General features: G+C 56.4%; 13 protein-coding genes and 1 tRNA gene. 7 read left to right on the top strand and 7 right to left on the bottom strand.

Annotated features, from left to right (window positions below; all coding sequences use genetic code 11):
• Window positions 1-77: 77 nt before the first annotated feature.
• From BLW36_RS09435 to BLW36_RS09460, 6 genes are all read left to right on the top strand, one after another.
• Window positions 78-2,219: a TonB-dependent receptor gene (locus BLW36_RS09435; RefSeq protein WP_091387611.1), complete on the top strand. Its 2,142-nt coding sequence runs from the start codon at window positions 78-80 to the stop codon at window positions 2,217-2,219.
• Between the two features lie 197 nt (window positions 2,220-2,416).
• On the top strand, window positions 2,417-4,468 hold the full coding sequence (locus BLW36_RS09440; RefSeq protein WP_091387614.1) for an AsmA family protein: 2,052 nt from the start codon (window positions 2,417-2,419) through the stop codon (window positions 4,466-4,468).
• Window positions 4,461-5,585, top strand: a complete 1,125-nt coding sequence (mutY, locus tag BLW36_RS09445; protein WP_091387616.1) for an A/G-specific adenine glycosylase — start codon at window positions 4,461-4,463, stop codon at window positions 5,583-5,585. Before BLW36_RS09440 ends, mutY begins: the two co-directional genes overlap by 8 nt.
• A gap of 15 nt (window positions 5,586-5,600) precedes the next feature.
• A complete protein-coding gene (locus BLW36_RS09450) occupies window positions 5,601-5,885 on the top strand; it encodes an oxidative damage protection protein (protein ID WP_091387619.1) in 285 nt (94 codons plus the stop codon).
• Window positions 5,886-5,999: 114 nt separating this feature from the next.
• Window positions 6,000-6,075: transfer RNA gene (locus BLW36_RS09455), tRNA-Phe, on the top strand.
• 508 nt (window positions 6,076-6,583) lie between these two features.
• On the top strand, window positions 6,584-7,072 hold the full coding sequence (locus BLW36_RS09460) for a hypothetical protein (RefSeq protein WP_139304853.1): 489 nt from the start codon (window positions 6,584-6,586) through the stop codon (window positions 7,070-7,072).
• A 99-nt stretch (window positions 7,073-7,171) separates the two neighbouring features.
• On the opposite strand, the gene BLW36_RS17410 is transcribed toward BLW36_RS09460, so the two are convergent.
• Window positions 7,172-7,354 carry a hypothetical protein gene (locus BLW36_RS17410; protein WP_211567175.1) on the bottom strand — a complete coding sequence of 61 codons (183 nt, stop codon included), beginning with the start codon at window positions 7,352-7,354 and terminating at the stop codon, window positions 7,172-7,174.
• Window positions 7,355-7,363: 9 nt separating this feature from the next.
• On the bottom strand, window positions 7,364-7,519 hold the full coding sequence (locus BLW36_RS17415) for a hypothetical protein (protein ID WP_211567176.1): 156 nt from the start codon (window positions 7,517-7,519) through the stop codon (window positions 7,364-7,366).
• A 527-nt stretch (window positions 7,520-8,046) separates the two neighbouring features.
• On the opposite strand from BLW36_RS17415, the gene BLW36_RS09470 reads away from it, so the two are divergent.
• Window positions 8,047-8,823, top strand: coding sequence for a LuxR C-terminal-related transcriptional regulator (locus BLW36_RS09470; RefSeq protein WP_170833177.1), 777 nt, complete (start codon window positions 8,047-8,049; stop codon window positions 8,821-8,823).
• 228 nt (window positions 8,824-9,051) lie between these two features.
• Here the strand turns inward: BLW36_RS09470 and BLW36_RS09475 are convergent, their stop codons facing one another.
• From BLW36_RS09475 to BLW36_RS09495, 5 genes are all read right to left on the bottom strand, one after another.
• Window positions 9,052-9,612: a DJ-1 family glyoxalase III gene (locus BLW36_RS09475; protein ID WP_091387624.1), complete on the bottom strand. Its 561-nt coding sequence runs from the start codon at window positions 9,610-9,612 to the stop codon at window positions 9,052-9,054.
• 115 nt (window positions 9,613-9,727) lie between these two features.
• Window positions 9,728-11,236, bottom strand: a complete 1,509-nt coding sequence (locus BLW36_RS09480; RefSeq protein ID WP_091387627.1) for a hypothetical protein — start codon at window positions 11,234-11,236, stop codon at window positions 9,728-9,730.
• Between the two features lie 327 nt (window positions 11,237-11,563).
• Window positions 11,564-12,307, bottom strand: coding sequence for a tyrosine-protein phosphatase (locus tag BLW36_RS09485; RefSeq protein WP_091387629.1), 744 nt, complete (start codon window positions 12,305-12,307; stop codon window positions 11,564-11,566).
• Entirely contained in the window at window positions 12,304-14,871 is a 2,568-nt protein-coding gene (locus tag BLW36_RS09490; protein ID WP_091387631.1) for a GumC family protein, read from the bottom strand. The genes BLW36_RS09485 and BLW36_RS09490 overlap by 4 nt, the downstream gene beginning before the upstream one ends.
• Complete coding sequence (locus BLW36_RS09495) at window positions 14,871-15,428, bottom strand: polysaccharide biosynthesis/export family protein (protein WP_091387633.1); 558 nt, start codon at window positions 15,426-15,428, stop codon at window positions 14,871-14,873. Before BLW36_RS09495 ends, BLW36_RS09490 begins: the two co-directional genes overlap by 1 nt.
• Window positions 15,429-15,446 lie beyond the last annotated feature (18 nt).

The following is a 15,446-nucleotide window of genomic DNA, read 5'->3' on the forward strand; positions in this document are numbered from 1 at the left end:
CACAACACCGATAAATTTGCTTGGCGTGACGGCCCCGTGTGCGCGGTGTCCGCCCCCTGTGACAGGAATAACAACAGATGAACAAGACCAGCAAGCTGGCCCTGGCGATCGCCGGCGCCCTGACCGTTCCCGCAACCAACGCATCCACCGCTACCGGTCAATCCCTGGAAGAGGTCAATGTAACCGTATCGCCACTGGACAAGCCCGCCGACGCCGTGGCCGCGCCCGTGTCGGTATTGGCCGGCGACGAGCTGCGCGACAAGGCCGCCGCCACCCTGGGCGACACCCTGCGCGACGAGTTGGGCGTGGCCAACGCCTCCTTCGGCGGCGGGGTAGGCCTACCGGTGATCCGCGGCCAGTCAGCCAACCGGGTCAAGGTGCTGAACGACAACCTGGACGTGGCCGACGCCTCCAACACCAGTGCCGACCACGCCAGCAGCGTCGAGGCCCTGCTGGCCGAGCACATCGAGATACTGCGCGGCCCGGCCGCCCTGCGCTACGGCAGCGGCGCCATCGGCGGCGTCGTGAACGTGATCGATAGGCGCATCCCCACCCAGGTGCCCGAAGAGATGGAAGGGGCACTCGAGATGCGCCACGACACCGGCAACCGCCAGGACGCCGGCGTCTTTCGCCTGGGCGGCGGCGCCGGCCAGCTGGCTTGGTACCTGGACGGCACCTATCGCGAGAACGGCGACACGCAGATCCCCGGGCTGGCCATCCGCCACCATGAGGAAGACGCGCACGCCGGTGAAGCGCCCGCAACCAGCGAGGTGCACGCCGAAGAAGAGGAGTTCAACACCGACGGCTTCGTGGGCAACACCAGCGGTCGCGGCCACAGCTACAGCGGCGGCGCCTCCTGGATCACCGACAGCGGCTTCATCGGCCTGTCGGTGAACAAGACCGGCAAGAACTACGGCATCCCGTTCGGCACCCACGCCCACGAGGAAGAGGCCCACGACGGCGAGACCGCCGCGGAACACGCCGCCCATGCCGGCGAGGAGGAAGGCCCCGAGGCGGTGCGCATCGACATGACCCAGACCCGCTACGACCTGAAGGGCGAGCACCGCTTCGAAGACGACTACTGGGATAAGCTCAGCGTACGCCTGGGCCACAACGACTACGAGCACGTGGAGCTGGAAGAGGGCGAGCCCGGTACCCGCTTTAGCAGCGACGCTTGGGAAAGCCGCATTGAGCTGACCCACGACGCCGGCGGCGAGTGGCGCGGCGCCTACGGACTGCAGCTGTCGGAGAAGGACTTTTCCGCCATCGGCGACGAGGCCTTTATCCAGCCCTCCAACACCCGCAGCGCCGGCGCCTTCGTGATGAAAGAGCGCAGCTGGGCCAACTGGCACCTGGACCTGGGCGGCCGGCTGGAGCGGGTGGAAGTGAGCCCGGAACTCGGTGACGACCGCGACTTCAACCTGGTCAGCGCCAGCGGCGCCATCCAGTACTTCCTGGCCAAGCACCAGCACGTGAGCCTGGGCCTCACCAGTGCCGAGCGCGCACCGGTGGCCGAAGAGCTGTACGCCAACGGCGCCCACTTGGCGGAATCCCGCTTTATTCTCGGCAACGCCGACCTGGACACCGAGAACTCGGTGAACTGGGAGCTGGGCTACCACCACCACAACGAGGAGGCCAGCGGCTGGCACGCCGCGCGGGTAGAGGCCAACCTGTTCTACAACCAGGTGGGCGACTACATCTACGCCCAGAATACCGGTCTGGAAGATGCAGAGAGCGAATTCCCCATCTACGCCTACACCAACCGCGACGCCACTTTCTACGGCGCCGAGGCCTCGGTGAAATTCCCGCTGGCGGGCGGCCACTTCCTCACCCTTTTCGGCGACAGCGTACGCGCCCAGTTCGACAGTGACCCGGGGAGCGCCGCGGCGCAAGGTGAGAGCCGCGACGTGCCGCGCATGCCGCCGCTGCGCACCGGCCTGGCCCTGGGCGGCGACTACAGCCAGTGGAACTGGGAGTGGCGCACCACCCACGCCTTCGACCAGAACCGCCCAGGCGCCTTCGAGGAAGCCACCGACGGCTATACCCGCATGGACCTGACCGCGCGCTACAACATCAAGGTAGGTGGCAGCGATACAGTGTTGTTCGCCAGCGCACGCAACCTGCTGGACGAGGAAATCCGCAATTCCACCTCGCTGCTGCGGGACTTCGCGCCGGAGATGGGGCGCAGTGTCGAGGCCGGCGTGCGGTTTATTTTCTGAGCCGCAACTGCTTCAATTGGCCTCTTGTGAGCTGACTAACAGCCCCCGCCTGTCCGCGCGGGGGCTGTATCTCCTACAATACGCGGATAAAAGCCGTTCGAAGCGGCCTTAATCGGGAACACCGGACTGTGGTCCGGCGTCTCACGATAGAGCTTTCCCAACAAGCCTCTCGATAACAAACAGGGATTATTCACTCCATGGCCTGGATCAAGCGCACATTTGTCGCCCTTCTTGTCGTCTTCCTGCTGCTCGCCGGCGCCGTCGCCTGGCTGCTGGCCGGCCTGGACGTCAACAAGTACAAGCCGCAGCTGGAACAGCTGGCCGCCGAGCAGGGTATCGCCCTGAAACTTGACGGCGATATCGGCTGGCAGCTGTGGCCGAATGTCGCACTCGAACTGCAGGGCGTGCAGCTGGCACCACTGCCACAGCCGGAGCAACCGCTCGTGCGCGCCGACAAGATCGCCGTGGGCGTAGCGCTGATGCCGCTGCTCAAGAAGCGCATCGAGGCCCAGGAGATTGTCCTGGTGTCGCCCCAGATCGACCTCAGCGTCGACGAGCAGGGCCGCGGCAACTGGGAGTTGCTCAGCGAGGCCATGGAAGCGCAGCAACAACAGGCCGAGCAGCAGCCGCCCAAACTGGAGATTCCCGAGGACAAACCCAAACAGGATCTGCACCTGGCGCTGGAGAAGCTGCGCATCGAAGACGGCCGCCTGAACTACCGCGATGACAGCAACAAGACGGAATACAGCGTGGAACAGCTGCGCGTGGCCGCGGACAACCTGGTGCCCGGCGGCGAGCCGGGCATGGTAGAGGCCAGCGCCCGGATCAGCGGCAGCGCCCTGCAACAGCCTGTGGATATCGCCGTCGACAGCACCCTGGCACTGGACGAAGGCCTGCATGGTCTGCGCCTGCAGCCTCTGGAACTCTCCATGAACAGCGGTGAAGCCGCAGCCACACTGCATCTGCGCGGCCACGTGCGCCGCAGCGCGGCCGATCAGCCGTGGCAGATACAGATGAACGTGGATGCCGATGTGGAGCCACTGCGCCCGTGGCTGGCCGTCACCGGCACCGAACTGGTCACGCAAAGCGGCGCCGTACTGCAGAAACTGAGCCTGGAAACCAGTGTCGAGGGCACGGAGCGGAAACTCGATCTGACGCCGCTGCAACTGCAGCTGGATGACACCGTCTTCGCCGGCAGCGCGCAGCTGCGCAACGCCGAAATGCCGGGACTGGACTTGAATCTGCGCGGCGGCACGCTGGTACTGGACGACTATCTGCCACCGCCGGCACCGGAAGCCAAGCAGCCACAGGAAGAAGCTACCGCGGCGACGGAAGCGGATGCGGAGCCGGTACCACTGCCACTGACCGCGATGCGCGGCTTCAACGCCAACCTGGACCTGTCGCTCGAGCGGCTGCAGGCGGTCGAGCTGCAGATGGATCGGCCCCAGCTGCAACTGACCGTCGACAACGGCCTCTATCAGCTACAGAAACTGTCCGCCGACCTGTACGGCGGCGAACTCAGCAGCAACGGCCGCTTCAATGCCCGCGGCAAGTCCGCCGAAGCCGAACTCACCGGTGGCCTCGCCGACGTGGAAATTTCCCAGGTGCAGCAGGCCCTGTTCCCGAGCGAGCGCGTGCAGCTGTCCGGCAAGGCCACCATCAACTGGGCCGCTCAGACCAGCGGCAGCGATACGCTGCAACTGCAGAAGGAGCTGCGCGCCGCGGTACAGCTGTCCAGCGACCAGCTGTCCCTGGCGCCGTTCAACCTGGAAAAAGGCATGTGCCAGCTGGTCAGCTACGCGGAGAAGACGCCGCTGCCGGAGCGCGACTGGCCGGCGAGCACCCGCCTGCAGGACCTGCGCGTCAATATCGCCATCAAGGGCGACAAGGCCACCATTCAGGAAGTGCTCGCCGGTGTCGAGAATATCGCCGTGACCGGCGACGGCGTGATCGACCTGGAAAAGCAGGAATTCGACTTCGCCCTCGGCATGGCCCTGGTCGGCGAGCGCACTTCCGCCGACGGCTGCACCGTGAAGAACGACCGCTGGCGCAATCGTCCGCTGCCGCTGCGCTGCAAAGACAGCTTTGCCGATGCCGGCGCCACCAGCTGCAAACCGGACAGCCGCCGTCTCGACGACCTGGTGCGCGACGAACTGAAATACAAAGCCGAGAAAAAATACGGCGATAAGGTCCAGGAAAAAGTCGACGAGCTGAAGGACAAGTTCAAGGGGCTGTTCAAGCGTGACTGAGCACTCGCCGCTCCGCCCGCAGCAGTTTCAGCGGGCGGTCCTGGGCTGGTTCGACCGCCACGGCCGCAAGGACCTGCCCTGGCAGCTGGACATCAACCCCTACCGGGTGTGGGTGTCGGAAATCATGCTACAGCAGACCCAGGTCACTGCCGTGATCCCCTACTTCGAGCGCTTTATGGCCAGCTTCCCGACCCTGGAGCACCTGGCCCGGGCGCCACTGGATGACGTACTGGCCCACTGGAGCGGCCTCGGCTACTACGCCCGCGCGCGCAACCTGCACAAGTGCGCGCAGACGGTGCTGAACGAGCACGGCAGCGAATTCCCACGCGATGTCGAGGCGCTGGCGGAGCTACCGGGTATCGGGCGCTCCACCGCCGGTGCCATCGCCAGCATCAGCATGGACCTGAAGGCGCCGATCCTGGATGGTAACGTCAAGCGGGTCCTGGCCCGCCTCCACGCCGTCGACGGCTGGCCCGGACAGAGCGCCGTGGCCAAGCGACTCTGGGAAATCGCAGAGCGCTACACCCCACAACAGCGCACCGGTGACTATACCCAGGCCATGATGGACCTGGGCGCAACGCTCTGCACCCGCAGCAAGCCCCGCTGCGGGGAGTGCCCACTGGCCGATGCCTGCATCGCGCGCGCCCAGGGCAACCCGCAGGATTACCCGGGCAGGAAACCGCGCAAGGAGAAACCGGTACGCTGCGCCACCATGCTGTTGCTCGAGTGCGAAGGCGAAATCTATCTGCAGCAGCGGCCGCCCACGGGTATCTGGGGCGGCCTCTGGTGCCCGCCGCAACTGGACGAGGACGACGGCGGCGAGGCCAGCGTGCAGGAATGGCTGGCCGTGCGCGAACTGCACGCAACGCAGGTTCAGGCGCTGCCGCAATTGCGTCACACCTTCACCCACTTCCATCTGGATATCAGCCCGGTGTGGGTGCAGCTGCACAAAGTGCCCACGCAGGTGGCGGAGACCGGCGGCGGCTGGTATAAACTGCGCCGACTCAACCGCGCCCGCGCGGCACAGGAACTGGGGCTGCCGGCGCCGATCGTAAAGCTGGCCAAACAGCTGTTGGCACTGCAGTCGCCGCTGCTGACCCCATGTACCGCCGATTGACTCGAGGAGATGTCCATGTCCAGAACCGTATTCTGCCGCAAGTATCAACAGGAAATGGAAGGCCTGGACGCGCCTCCCTTCCCCGGTCCCAAGGGACTGGATATTTTCGACAATATCTCCAAGAAAGCCTGGCAGGAGTGGATGGCCCACCAGACCATGCTGATCAACGAGAAGCGCCTCAATATGATGGAGCCGTCCAGCCGTGCCTACTTGAGCGAGCAGATGCAGAAGTTCCTGAGCGGCGAAGCCTACGATGAGGCGGAGGGTTATGTGCCTCCCGAAGAGGACAAAAACGACTAAAAAGTGAGCGCTCACTAACAGGGAAAACTATTTAGCAATCAAAGGCTTGACTCGGCTCCGGGGAGCAGGTTTAATACGCGCCTCGCCGCCGGGGACAGCCTGGCAAACAGCGAAGCCCAGATAGCTCAGTCGGTAGAGCAGGGGATTGAAAATCCCCGTGTCGGTGGTTCGATTCCGCCTCTGGGCACCATACAAAAAGCCTCACCCGCAAGGGTGGGGCTTTTTTTATGGTGCCGAGTGGCCGGATGACAAAACGCCGGGAGCGTTTTGGTCTGCCGAAGGCACCCGAAGGGTCAAATGCATGGATGCATTTGAAACAGTATCATCGACGTGGTTCGACCAATTGCGCAAGCAATTGGAAACGAGCGCGCAGCGCGAAGCCCGGCCCTGAGGCTGTTCCGATTATTCCTCCTCGATACCGGCCGTTGCCCCACGCATTCCCAAGCAACGCTTTTTTACCCGCGGCTCGCTCAAATTCTTCGTTGTCAAAACGGCAGCTTTTGTGTGTTTCCATCTCAGTTCCGGCGGGTGCACCAGTAAGCTGGTCCTAACCCGCATTGGATAGCGACTGTCAACTCGCCAGTGGGGCGTCAGCGACCCCCTTGCCGTCCTTTGCAATTCCCGCCGCGAGGCGCAAAATGATCGAGGAGCGCCGACTCACGACAAAAACTGATCACGCCCACAAACTGGAGCCACCGATGAATAAATTTCTTTTTACCGCCCTAGCCGCAGCTCTGGCCACTTCCCCGGCCCTGGCCGATAAGCCCGCCGACAAAGGCAAGCCCTCCCAAGAGCAGATGGAAGCCCATCACGAGCAGATGGGAGAGCAGATGACAACTCATCACGAACAGATGAAAGGACATCACGGAATGATGGAAGCCAAGGCCGCTGACGGGGAAGCCAAGGCAGAGGAGTATCGCCAGATGGCCGCCGAGAAGCGTGTCGAAGCCGAAGCGAAGCGTATCGAGGCAAAGGCGAACCGCGCAGAGGCGGAACTGGCCGGGGACGAAGCCAAGGACAAGGCCATGAAAGCCGACAAACAGCGCGACAAGGAAAAGCGCAGCGGTTTCGAAAAGCAGCAGGCGAAAAAGGCCGAGCAGGAGCAGAAGGAACTGGGTAAAGGCTCTGAGAAAGGTCAGGCTGCCCGCGAGGAGCACAGCAAGAAGTGGTGGCAGTTCTGGAAGTGAGTCCAGAAGCCGATAGCGAACTCCAGAGAGAGAGCCTTGCGCTCTCTCTTCCTGGCTGGCCAATAGTCTCCGGCTAGCGCATAAATACCTTGCCGCCCGTCATGACGAAGTCGACATCCAGCAACTCCTCGATATCCGCCAGCGGCAATCCAGAGGTGTCGATAATATCCGCGGCTTGCCCACTTCCAGCATGCCGAGAGAATCACTCATATCGAGCAGGTCGGCGGCGTTGACGGTAGCCGACTGAATGATCGCCATGCTGTCCATGCGCGCCTCATGCATCAGTACCGCCTAGCGCGCATTCTCACCGTGCCTGGACACGCCGCTGTCGGTGCCGAAAGCGATTTGACGCCGGCTTGCCTTGCCGAAATTGCCCGTCATATCGGTGCCGACGCGGATCGCCTTGGCCTTCTGTGCAACCGTCAGCACCTCAGTGTTCTTCGCCATACCGACCACCGTCTCGCCGGCCGGCAATGTCGGACCAGGTAGGCGCCGGTGCGCTTGAACCAGCGATGCGAAGACGGCCCGGCATAGGAACTGTGCCCAATGCTGGCAACGTCCGCCGCCAACGCGGCGGTAATGCCGGCTTCATGGTGCGCGTAGCTCGTCACCTCTCGCCCCATACGCTTGGTCACGGTGACACCTATTGCTAAAAAAATAGCTCCCGATACATAGCCAGCGGAGTGCGCAAGGGACGGCCTGCCGATAATGGCAAGGCAGGATTTGCACTACTGCCTACGGCCGCAAAGCTGTCTAAGCATTCGCTTGTACAACAAGGCCCGACACTTCCGACTGCATCGAACCCTGCGGTCAAAAATGCAATAAGGACGTTGTTGCATTTGTTGTCACAGCTGTAGTAAAAACTGTGATGAATGTCACTTTTTTGACGTGATATGCCTCAACTTTTTAGGTGCCATCTAGCGGACAGTCACCATACGGTCGCCGCATCATCAGCGAGAATAAAAACGATATCCATGAAGCCAGACACTCAGTTACTGAAGTCGGTATGGACAGAGTCCAAAAAACACATCAGCAACAAAAATGTCGAGCTGCGGCAAGTAGAAGTGGATAAGCTGGTTTCAACAATATTCAGTAACGGCCCCTTCTATTTTTACATCGTCGACTTCTCCGATATGAGCCTGCAATACGTCAGCCCGTCGATCGAGGAGATTCATGGCCTGCATCCGCAAACCGTAACCTTCCAGGATATTCTTGATCAGATACACCCCGATGATATGGAATTCGTCTCCAAGGCGGAGACTGCCGCGTTTGAGCTGATCTATGGCCAGATAGCTCCGGAAAAACGTACGCGATATAAGATTTCCTACTGTTTCCGTTTTAAAACGGCGGATGGTTCCTACCAGCTCTTCAATCACCAGGCGATAGTGCTGAATACGGATGACCAAGGCAGGCTGTCAAAGGCGCTCAATATTCATACCAACATCAGCCACCTGACCAGCGAAAATAATTATCGGGTCTCTGCCATTGGCATGCTGGGCGAACCTTCATTCCTGAACATCAATGCAAAGGCAAGCAATACCTCCAGCTCACTAATCGCCGCCCCTTTCAGCGAGCGTGAAATGGAAGTGATCAAACTCATGTCCACGGGAATGACCAGCACTGAAATTGCTGCAGAACTGTGTATATCTCCGAACACTGTCAAGAATCACCGCAAAAATATCCTACAAAAATCACAATGCAAGAATACCGGCCAGCTGATGACCAAGTGTATTTCTGAGGGGCTGCTCTAGTGACAAAATATTTTTTTATTTATTTTTATAGTAATTTAGTCCTTTAGGGCTATTGCGAGCGCAACGCTATATTGGCATTTTTAACTCGAGCTTCGAATCCCCGAAACAATTCGAAGCTCAGCGGAACAGGGAAGTACCGCATACTTACAGGCGTTGTTTTAAGTATGTGGCTTAGGTATTTGGTGACGGATACACCAAACTCAGCCAAGCGGAAATTACGGTCGCGTTTTACCCCAGATCTGTCCGCATCGGATCTGCGACAGATCTCGCCACATCGTCTCCGTACAGACAACTGACCAACTGCAGCGCAAACCTCAACGCCGTCCCGGGTGCCTGGCTGGTAACCAGGTTGCGATCTACTACCACCGCCTCGCCACTAGTTTCTCTGACCTGCCCGGCGAGCTCATCCCGAAAGCCGCGATGACAGGTCGCGCGGAAGCCGTTGATCAACCCGTTGCGCCCCAGGACCACAGCCGGTGCCGCACAGATAGCACCGAGCCACCGGCCTGACTCGAGCTGCCGGCGAAGTAGCTCCAGCAGAAGGTCGCTCTTCGACAAATGTTCAGCACCGGGCATACCGCCAGGCAGGGCTATTAGATCGAAGGGATCCTGATCCCAGTCCCGCAGCAGACAGTCGGCCTCGATGACGACGCCACGGGAAGCCTCGACGCGCCGATTCGACATCACCGATGCCAGGCACACGTCAGCATCTGCCCTGCGCAAGACATCCACCAGGGTTACGACCTCGATCTCCTCGGAGCCATCGGCGATAGGAACGAGAACTCTCATAGTGTTAGTAGCAAGAAGCCTCTCTGACAAAAGCAATCATGGCAATGGCGAGAAACGCAAATAGCCATACGTAACCGAACGAGCTAGCGCTGCTGGGCACCCTAAAACTGGCGTCCTAGCGCGCGCAAGTGCGCTTTAAAACCGAGTGGTATTTTGGGGAACCCGCTGCAGAACTATCTTTGACATTCACCATACCCCATGAACCCCACTTTCCGTTGTTCCCTGTCAGCCTAAACCAATTAATTAGGCCACCACCTTCTTCAAGCCACACATCTATCATCTTGTCGTAAAGTTCTGCAATACGGGCGTCCTGATTGAGGCCGATTAGCTTGCTGGTTAGCTCAGCGTTATCTGGTAGGTAACCGCCCAGTGCATCGCTCGCACCATGACCGACTAGATGTTGACCTGCCTCATAAGCAACGAGCTCCATGCCATGCTTCTTTGCAAGTTTCTTCTGATCTCTAAGCGCTACGCGTAACTTAGGTAATTCTATAGTTTCCAAATACTCAAACAGTTCCGCATTTCCAAGCTCAAGGGTTCGCTCTGCCATTTCCGGTGAGCCCACTATCCCACCCAGATAATAATTGACCGCAAGTACGTCAAATGTACTATCAGGATCGTCGACACTCTTAAGCATTTGCTTGGTTCGCCAGCTATTGCCCAGCTGCGCCCCCAGCACGCCTTTAACACGGCTCGTGTCATCATTAAATGCCGACCGCCATATAGATAGAACTCTCGCAGACTTGAGAACGTAGAACTTTTCCGGGCTAATACCCTGTCGCTCAGCCTGCTTCGATGCCCAACGCGCTTGCTCGAAGGAATGGTTCCAAACTTCATTAGAGTACTCGACAAAGACAGATAGCTCCGGATCCAGATTGGCGGCAACGTAATCCGCCATCTGCCTTACGTAGCGGTCGTCGGCAAGGTGCGGAATATTAAACCATGGACGCACTTTCAATTCGTTAGCAAGCGCGACCATATCCTCGAGCGCTACGGCATTGCGGCCGTATTGACTCACTGTCGGGCGATCTTCCCAGGCTGACTGTTTATTATTATTGGTGACATTAAAATCCATTAACCTGACAACAGAAAACGGCCGTATCAGGTCCTTGAAGTTTTCGTTATAAACCTTATCTGACAAATCAGATATCTTCTTTGTTGGTACCAGACGAATATTTCTAATCGGATCATCACTTTTTACAGCATCGATTCTCAATGCCAATGCCCCGACTTTATCGTCGAATTCAACGTCGATCCTGTTTTCACCTCTGGATATAATTTTTGGTTTAACATAATGGAACTCTATATCGCCATCGCCATCGAACAGCAGTGTGTACCGCCTCTCACCAAATGAATGATTCTGGAATTTTACAGAGACGATAGAGACAGCATGATCACCATCGCCCTCCAGTTCTTTTACATATCGATCCTCTGTCAACGAAAGTGGCACATATGCCTTGCTACTCTCTTTCGGCCGACGCCATTCTTCACTTAACTTGGCCATATTAATAAAAGGGTTTATATGCGAGTAATAGCTTATACTCTCGAGATTGATACCGGACTCAATACACTGCTGTGATAGCGTGGACAACGCACCTGCCGCGTAAATTATCATCCATTTCATATCAGAGCCTCTCTAATAATTCGCTCTTCTCTACTATCTTCAGTCCTTTGCGCTTTACTTCTTGGTCATTCTGTCTCGCTTTCCAGCGGGCCAATCTCAGGCGACACACCGGCTATTTTTGCTACTCAAATTAGCCTAACGTGCGGAAATGAATAACATTGTCTCTTTTTCAGAGAGGCCCCGCCGAATTGAATCTCACGAAAGCCCAGGCTATTACGAGCTAGTGTCGTTACGTACGATGTCAGTAAAAACATGTTTAACTTTAACTTGCTAATAGCTCTTATCCGCCACAAGACACTCGATATCAAGCTTCTATCAAGCTGCACACTAATCCGGTGGCAAACCGTCGATAAACTGGCAGGAGGCTATCTTTAGTGGATTATCCCAAACCAATTCCCATGACTTCATCTCACCAACGATCTTTTCTGCAGCTTGGCGACCGGCACTCAAATTTGGTGGCCGTCTTACTATGTGGTGCGTATCCGTGGCTAAGACTGTAATCACACCCCGCTTCAGCATCTGCTGCGCACAGGACATTGCAGCCTCTCCAAATTGGCCATTCAACGAAGTAGCGGTAACCTGGAACAGGCAGTCGTGACGCAGTAGGCGCTCAAGCTTGTGAAACTGCCGCAGTATATCCTTATTGCGTTCCGGGTGAGCGATCATCGCGCGAATATTTCGCTGCTTGAGCCAGCGCAGGAACTGATCGAGACCAGGCGGGATATGGCTATGCGGCAGCTCCAACAAAAGAACTTTACTCCCCTCCCATTCACCCAAAAACGGGATCTTATCTTGCATCAGTAATACCGGCAGTTCTGCGCTTAAGCGCACCTCAGCAGCATAATCAAGATGTAGAGGTATGTGTTCCCGCTCCAGCGCCTGGCGGAACACCTTATATACGCTGGCAATTGAGTCGGCGTTGTTATCGTAACGCCCGGCATGGATATGCGGTGTTGCAACTGCGTGGGTAATCCCATCCTCCACTGCAGCCCGTGCCAGCTCCAAGCCCTGCTCGATGGTGCCAGCGCCATCGTCGATGCCGTGAAGCAGATGGCAATGTAGGTCTATCATACAGTGTCAAGTTTGTGCTTACTCGGCCTCGCTGCCTGCCCGTCGCTGTCACCTGGCGATCCGCTTGCCGGGCTCGCTTCATCCATTACTTTGTTCTCTTCGGACTCATCACCCTCTAAATCGGTCCCCGCGATCGCAGAAGGATTACCATAGCCATATTGATCTCGGTAATAATCATAACCATCTTCCGCGCCGTCTGCGTCGATTTGATTAACGACTACGCCGTCAATCACCAAACCGGACTTGGCAAATCGGTCCAGACCTCTTCTAATCAGTCGCTTGCTGGTTGCGTTTGCCTTAACGACATAGAGCCGCGAATCGACATGTTTGCCGACAAGGAGAGCGTCGCTGACAGCCCGTACCGGAGAAGTATCGATAATGATACGGTCGTATAACGATGCCAGTACTTTGATATGGTTAGCGAAAGATACCGACCCTATGACTTTTTGCGCGTCCGGAGGCAGTGTTCCCGCCGGCATGATATCCAATCCGCTCTCCTTGTCATGGAAGATACATTCATCAAGCGAATTGTTCTCGGCAATCAGTTCGGTGATTCCGGGATGATTTTTGGGAATGCCAAATTCCCTTGCTATGGATGGCCTGCGCAAATCACAGTCTATCAAAAGCACACTTTCGATTTGCGCCAGGGAAAATGCGAGATTGATAGAAACGGTTGTCTTTCCTTCCTCAGGTACCGACGATGTCACGGAAATAACCCGGCCGCTCGACTCAAGGTGGTACAAAACGAGGCTAGTGCGCAAGGTCCTTACGGCTTCGCTAAACTGATACTGCTTGGCATCGAAATATGTGCGTAGATCATCGTCGGCATCGGCTACTTTTTTGACTAAAGGAATCACGCCGAATAGATTTTGCCTCAGAACGCCGTCCACATCTTCTGAACTCTTAACGCCGTCATAAACCAACTCGTGCAACATTGCCGCCATAGCACCAAGCCCTAAACCTAAGACGATAGCTAATGCGACAATAAGGTTGATTTTCTTATCTATTGGGTGTCGCGGTGTGACGGCCGGATCGGCCACGCGGGCACTATCGCTATCAAATCCTCCAGCTTGATTCATTTCCCTCAATCGCGTCAGAAAGGTATTATACAAGTCTCTATCTATTTTCACCTGTCGTTGCAATTCAGCATGTCTTGCCTCTTTCCCAGTCAGTCGTTGATACTCGGACTTGGCACGCTCAAAGTCTCTTAATGCCGCCGCTTCGTTGGCCAGAGCGACCTGGTACTCGCCTTCTACACCCGCAACCAACTGTCCTATTTCACTATTTAACTGGGCTTTTATTGCTTGTAATTCGCTAATGGCGGAAATCATTTTTGGGTGTTTTGGACCATAGCGCAGTGCAAGCTCCGACACATTGAGTTGCGCTTCGGCCTCTATTTTTTTGATACCCTGAATGACGGTGCTCGACTGCGTCACCGGCAAAGAAATCAGGTCATCCGTGTTAAGCGCTTTACTTTGTAGCTGACTGCGTGTATTGGCAACCTTCTGCAACTCTCGCCGAGTTTCCATAAGGTGTGCTGTAGCGTCATTTAACTCTTTACTCGCGATACCGCGGACTCCCTCCAAGTCCACCAGGTTTTCAGCGTAACGGAAATCGAATAGCTCCTTCTCAGATTGCTCTAATGTTGTGCGCAACCCATCGATCTTGGCTGTTAACCATGTATTCGCTCGGTCCCGCATTTCACCCTCGGTGTTTTTCAGGCTGTCAATATAGGTATTAGCTACAGCATTCGCCACCTCGGCAGAAAGCTCGGCCGACTCCGATACAAACTCGATTTTTATTAGCTGCGTATTTGGTAGATTTTCAACTTTGAGGCGCTTTTGAAAACTCACAATGATGTCATTATCTTCATACTCAGCCTGGCTTTGAGCGTTATCTAACTCTGCACCCCGCGGCTCTTTTTTGTCCCCATCGACTGGACCTTTCTGATTTTCTTCGATTGTCGATAGCCGTAACCGCTCCTCATAGGAGGAGAGATCATCGGTAAAGGTAATGCTCGCTGTGTTATTGAATAGATCATTTTCGATACTGCCGATAGCAGGACCGGCAGAGGATCCATTCTGGTAGGGAGCGGGTATATCGTCACGGATGTTCGAGGCTCCTACGATAGGGCGTGCGCCAGGGCTTTCATCAACCCGCCTGTCAATATCCGAACTAGCTGTATCGTCTTTAGGATCCGGATTGAATTCTGTGCGATTCTGCAGCTCCAGGCGATCAATGACTTTACCGACAATTTGCCTTGATTGTATCAGTTCGACTTGCGTCTGCAGGTATTCCCAGGTCTTATTCCCACCTTCATAAACGTCATCAATAGCCACCACATTCGCCCGACCGGTATCAATACTAATTACCGCCGAGGCCTCATACTTCGTAGGCATCGAAAGTAGCACGCCGAGTGCGATGACTCCTGAAATAGCCCCAAATATGAGGATCGTCCACTTGTGTCGCATAAATATCTGTAGATATTTACGCAGATCAACTTCGTCCTCTTCATGGTTCTCTGGTGAGAAGGAATCCATTCCTGTTCGTGTTTTGCCTTCCATTAGAAAAACCTTTGTTCCACAGTGACAATATCTCCAGGGAGCAACTCTGTAGAGATATCAGCCTTAAACTTAAGTTCTGCTCCTCCGCGAGTCCTGGTAATAAATATTTTTTCCTTGGAGGCTCTTTCGGTAAATCCCTGAGCCAGCGCAGCGGCCTTGCCTATCGTGAGACCTGGCTGGTATGGGTAGCCTCCGGGAACTTTTACTTCGCCATCTATAAAGAATGGGCGGTATTCATTGATGGACACGCGGACCACGGGCCTGATCAAATAATCACCTTTTAGACCGTCGGTGATCATCGACTCCAGCTGTCCGGTGGTCAGATTTTTGGCATTGATTTCACCTAGAAACGGATAGTTAATAACGCCACTTTCACTTAGGGTAGTCTCTACTGTCAGGTCAGCCTCGCCGTACACGCGGATATTGATTTTGTCTCCCGCACCCAATTTATAGCTCTCTGATGTAGCGTCATCCTGTGCTAGCGTCAGCTCAGCACAAAGCGCGAACGTAGTACTTATGGCAATTAAAATCGCCGTTTTAAATAACGTAATTATCATAACGCGTCCCTCGTTATT

Source organism: Microbulbifer marinus, from assembly GCF_900107725.1.
In the GTDB taxonomy this organism is placed as follows: Bacteria; Pseudomonadota; Gammaproteobacteria; order Pseudomonadales; family Cellvibrionaceae; genus Microbulbifer; species Microbulbifer marinus.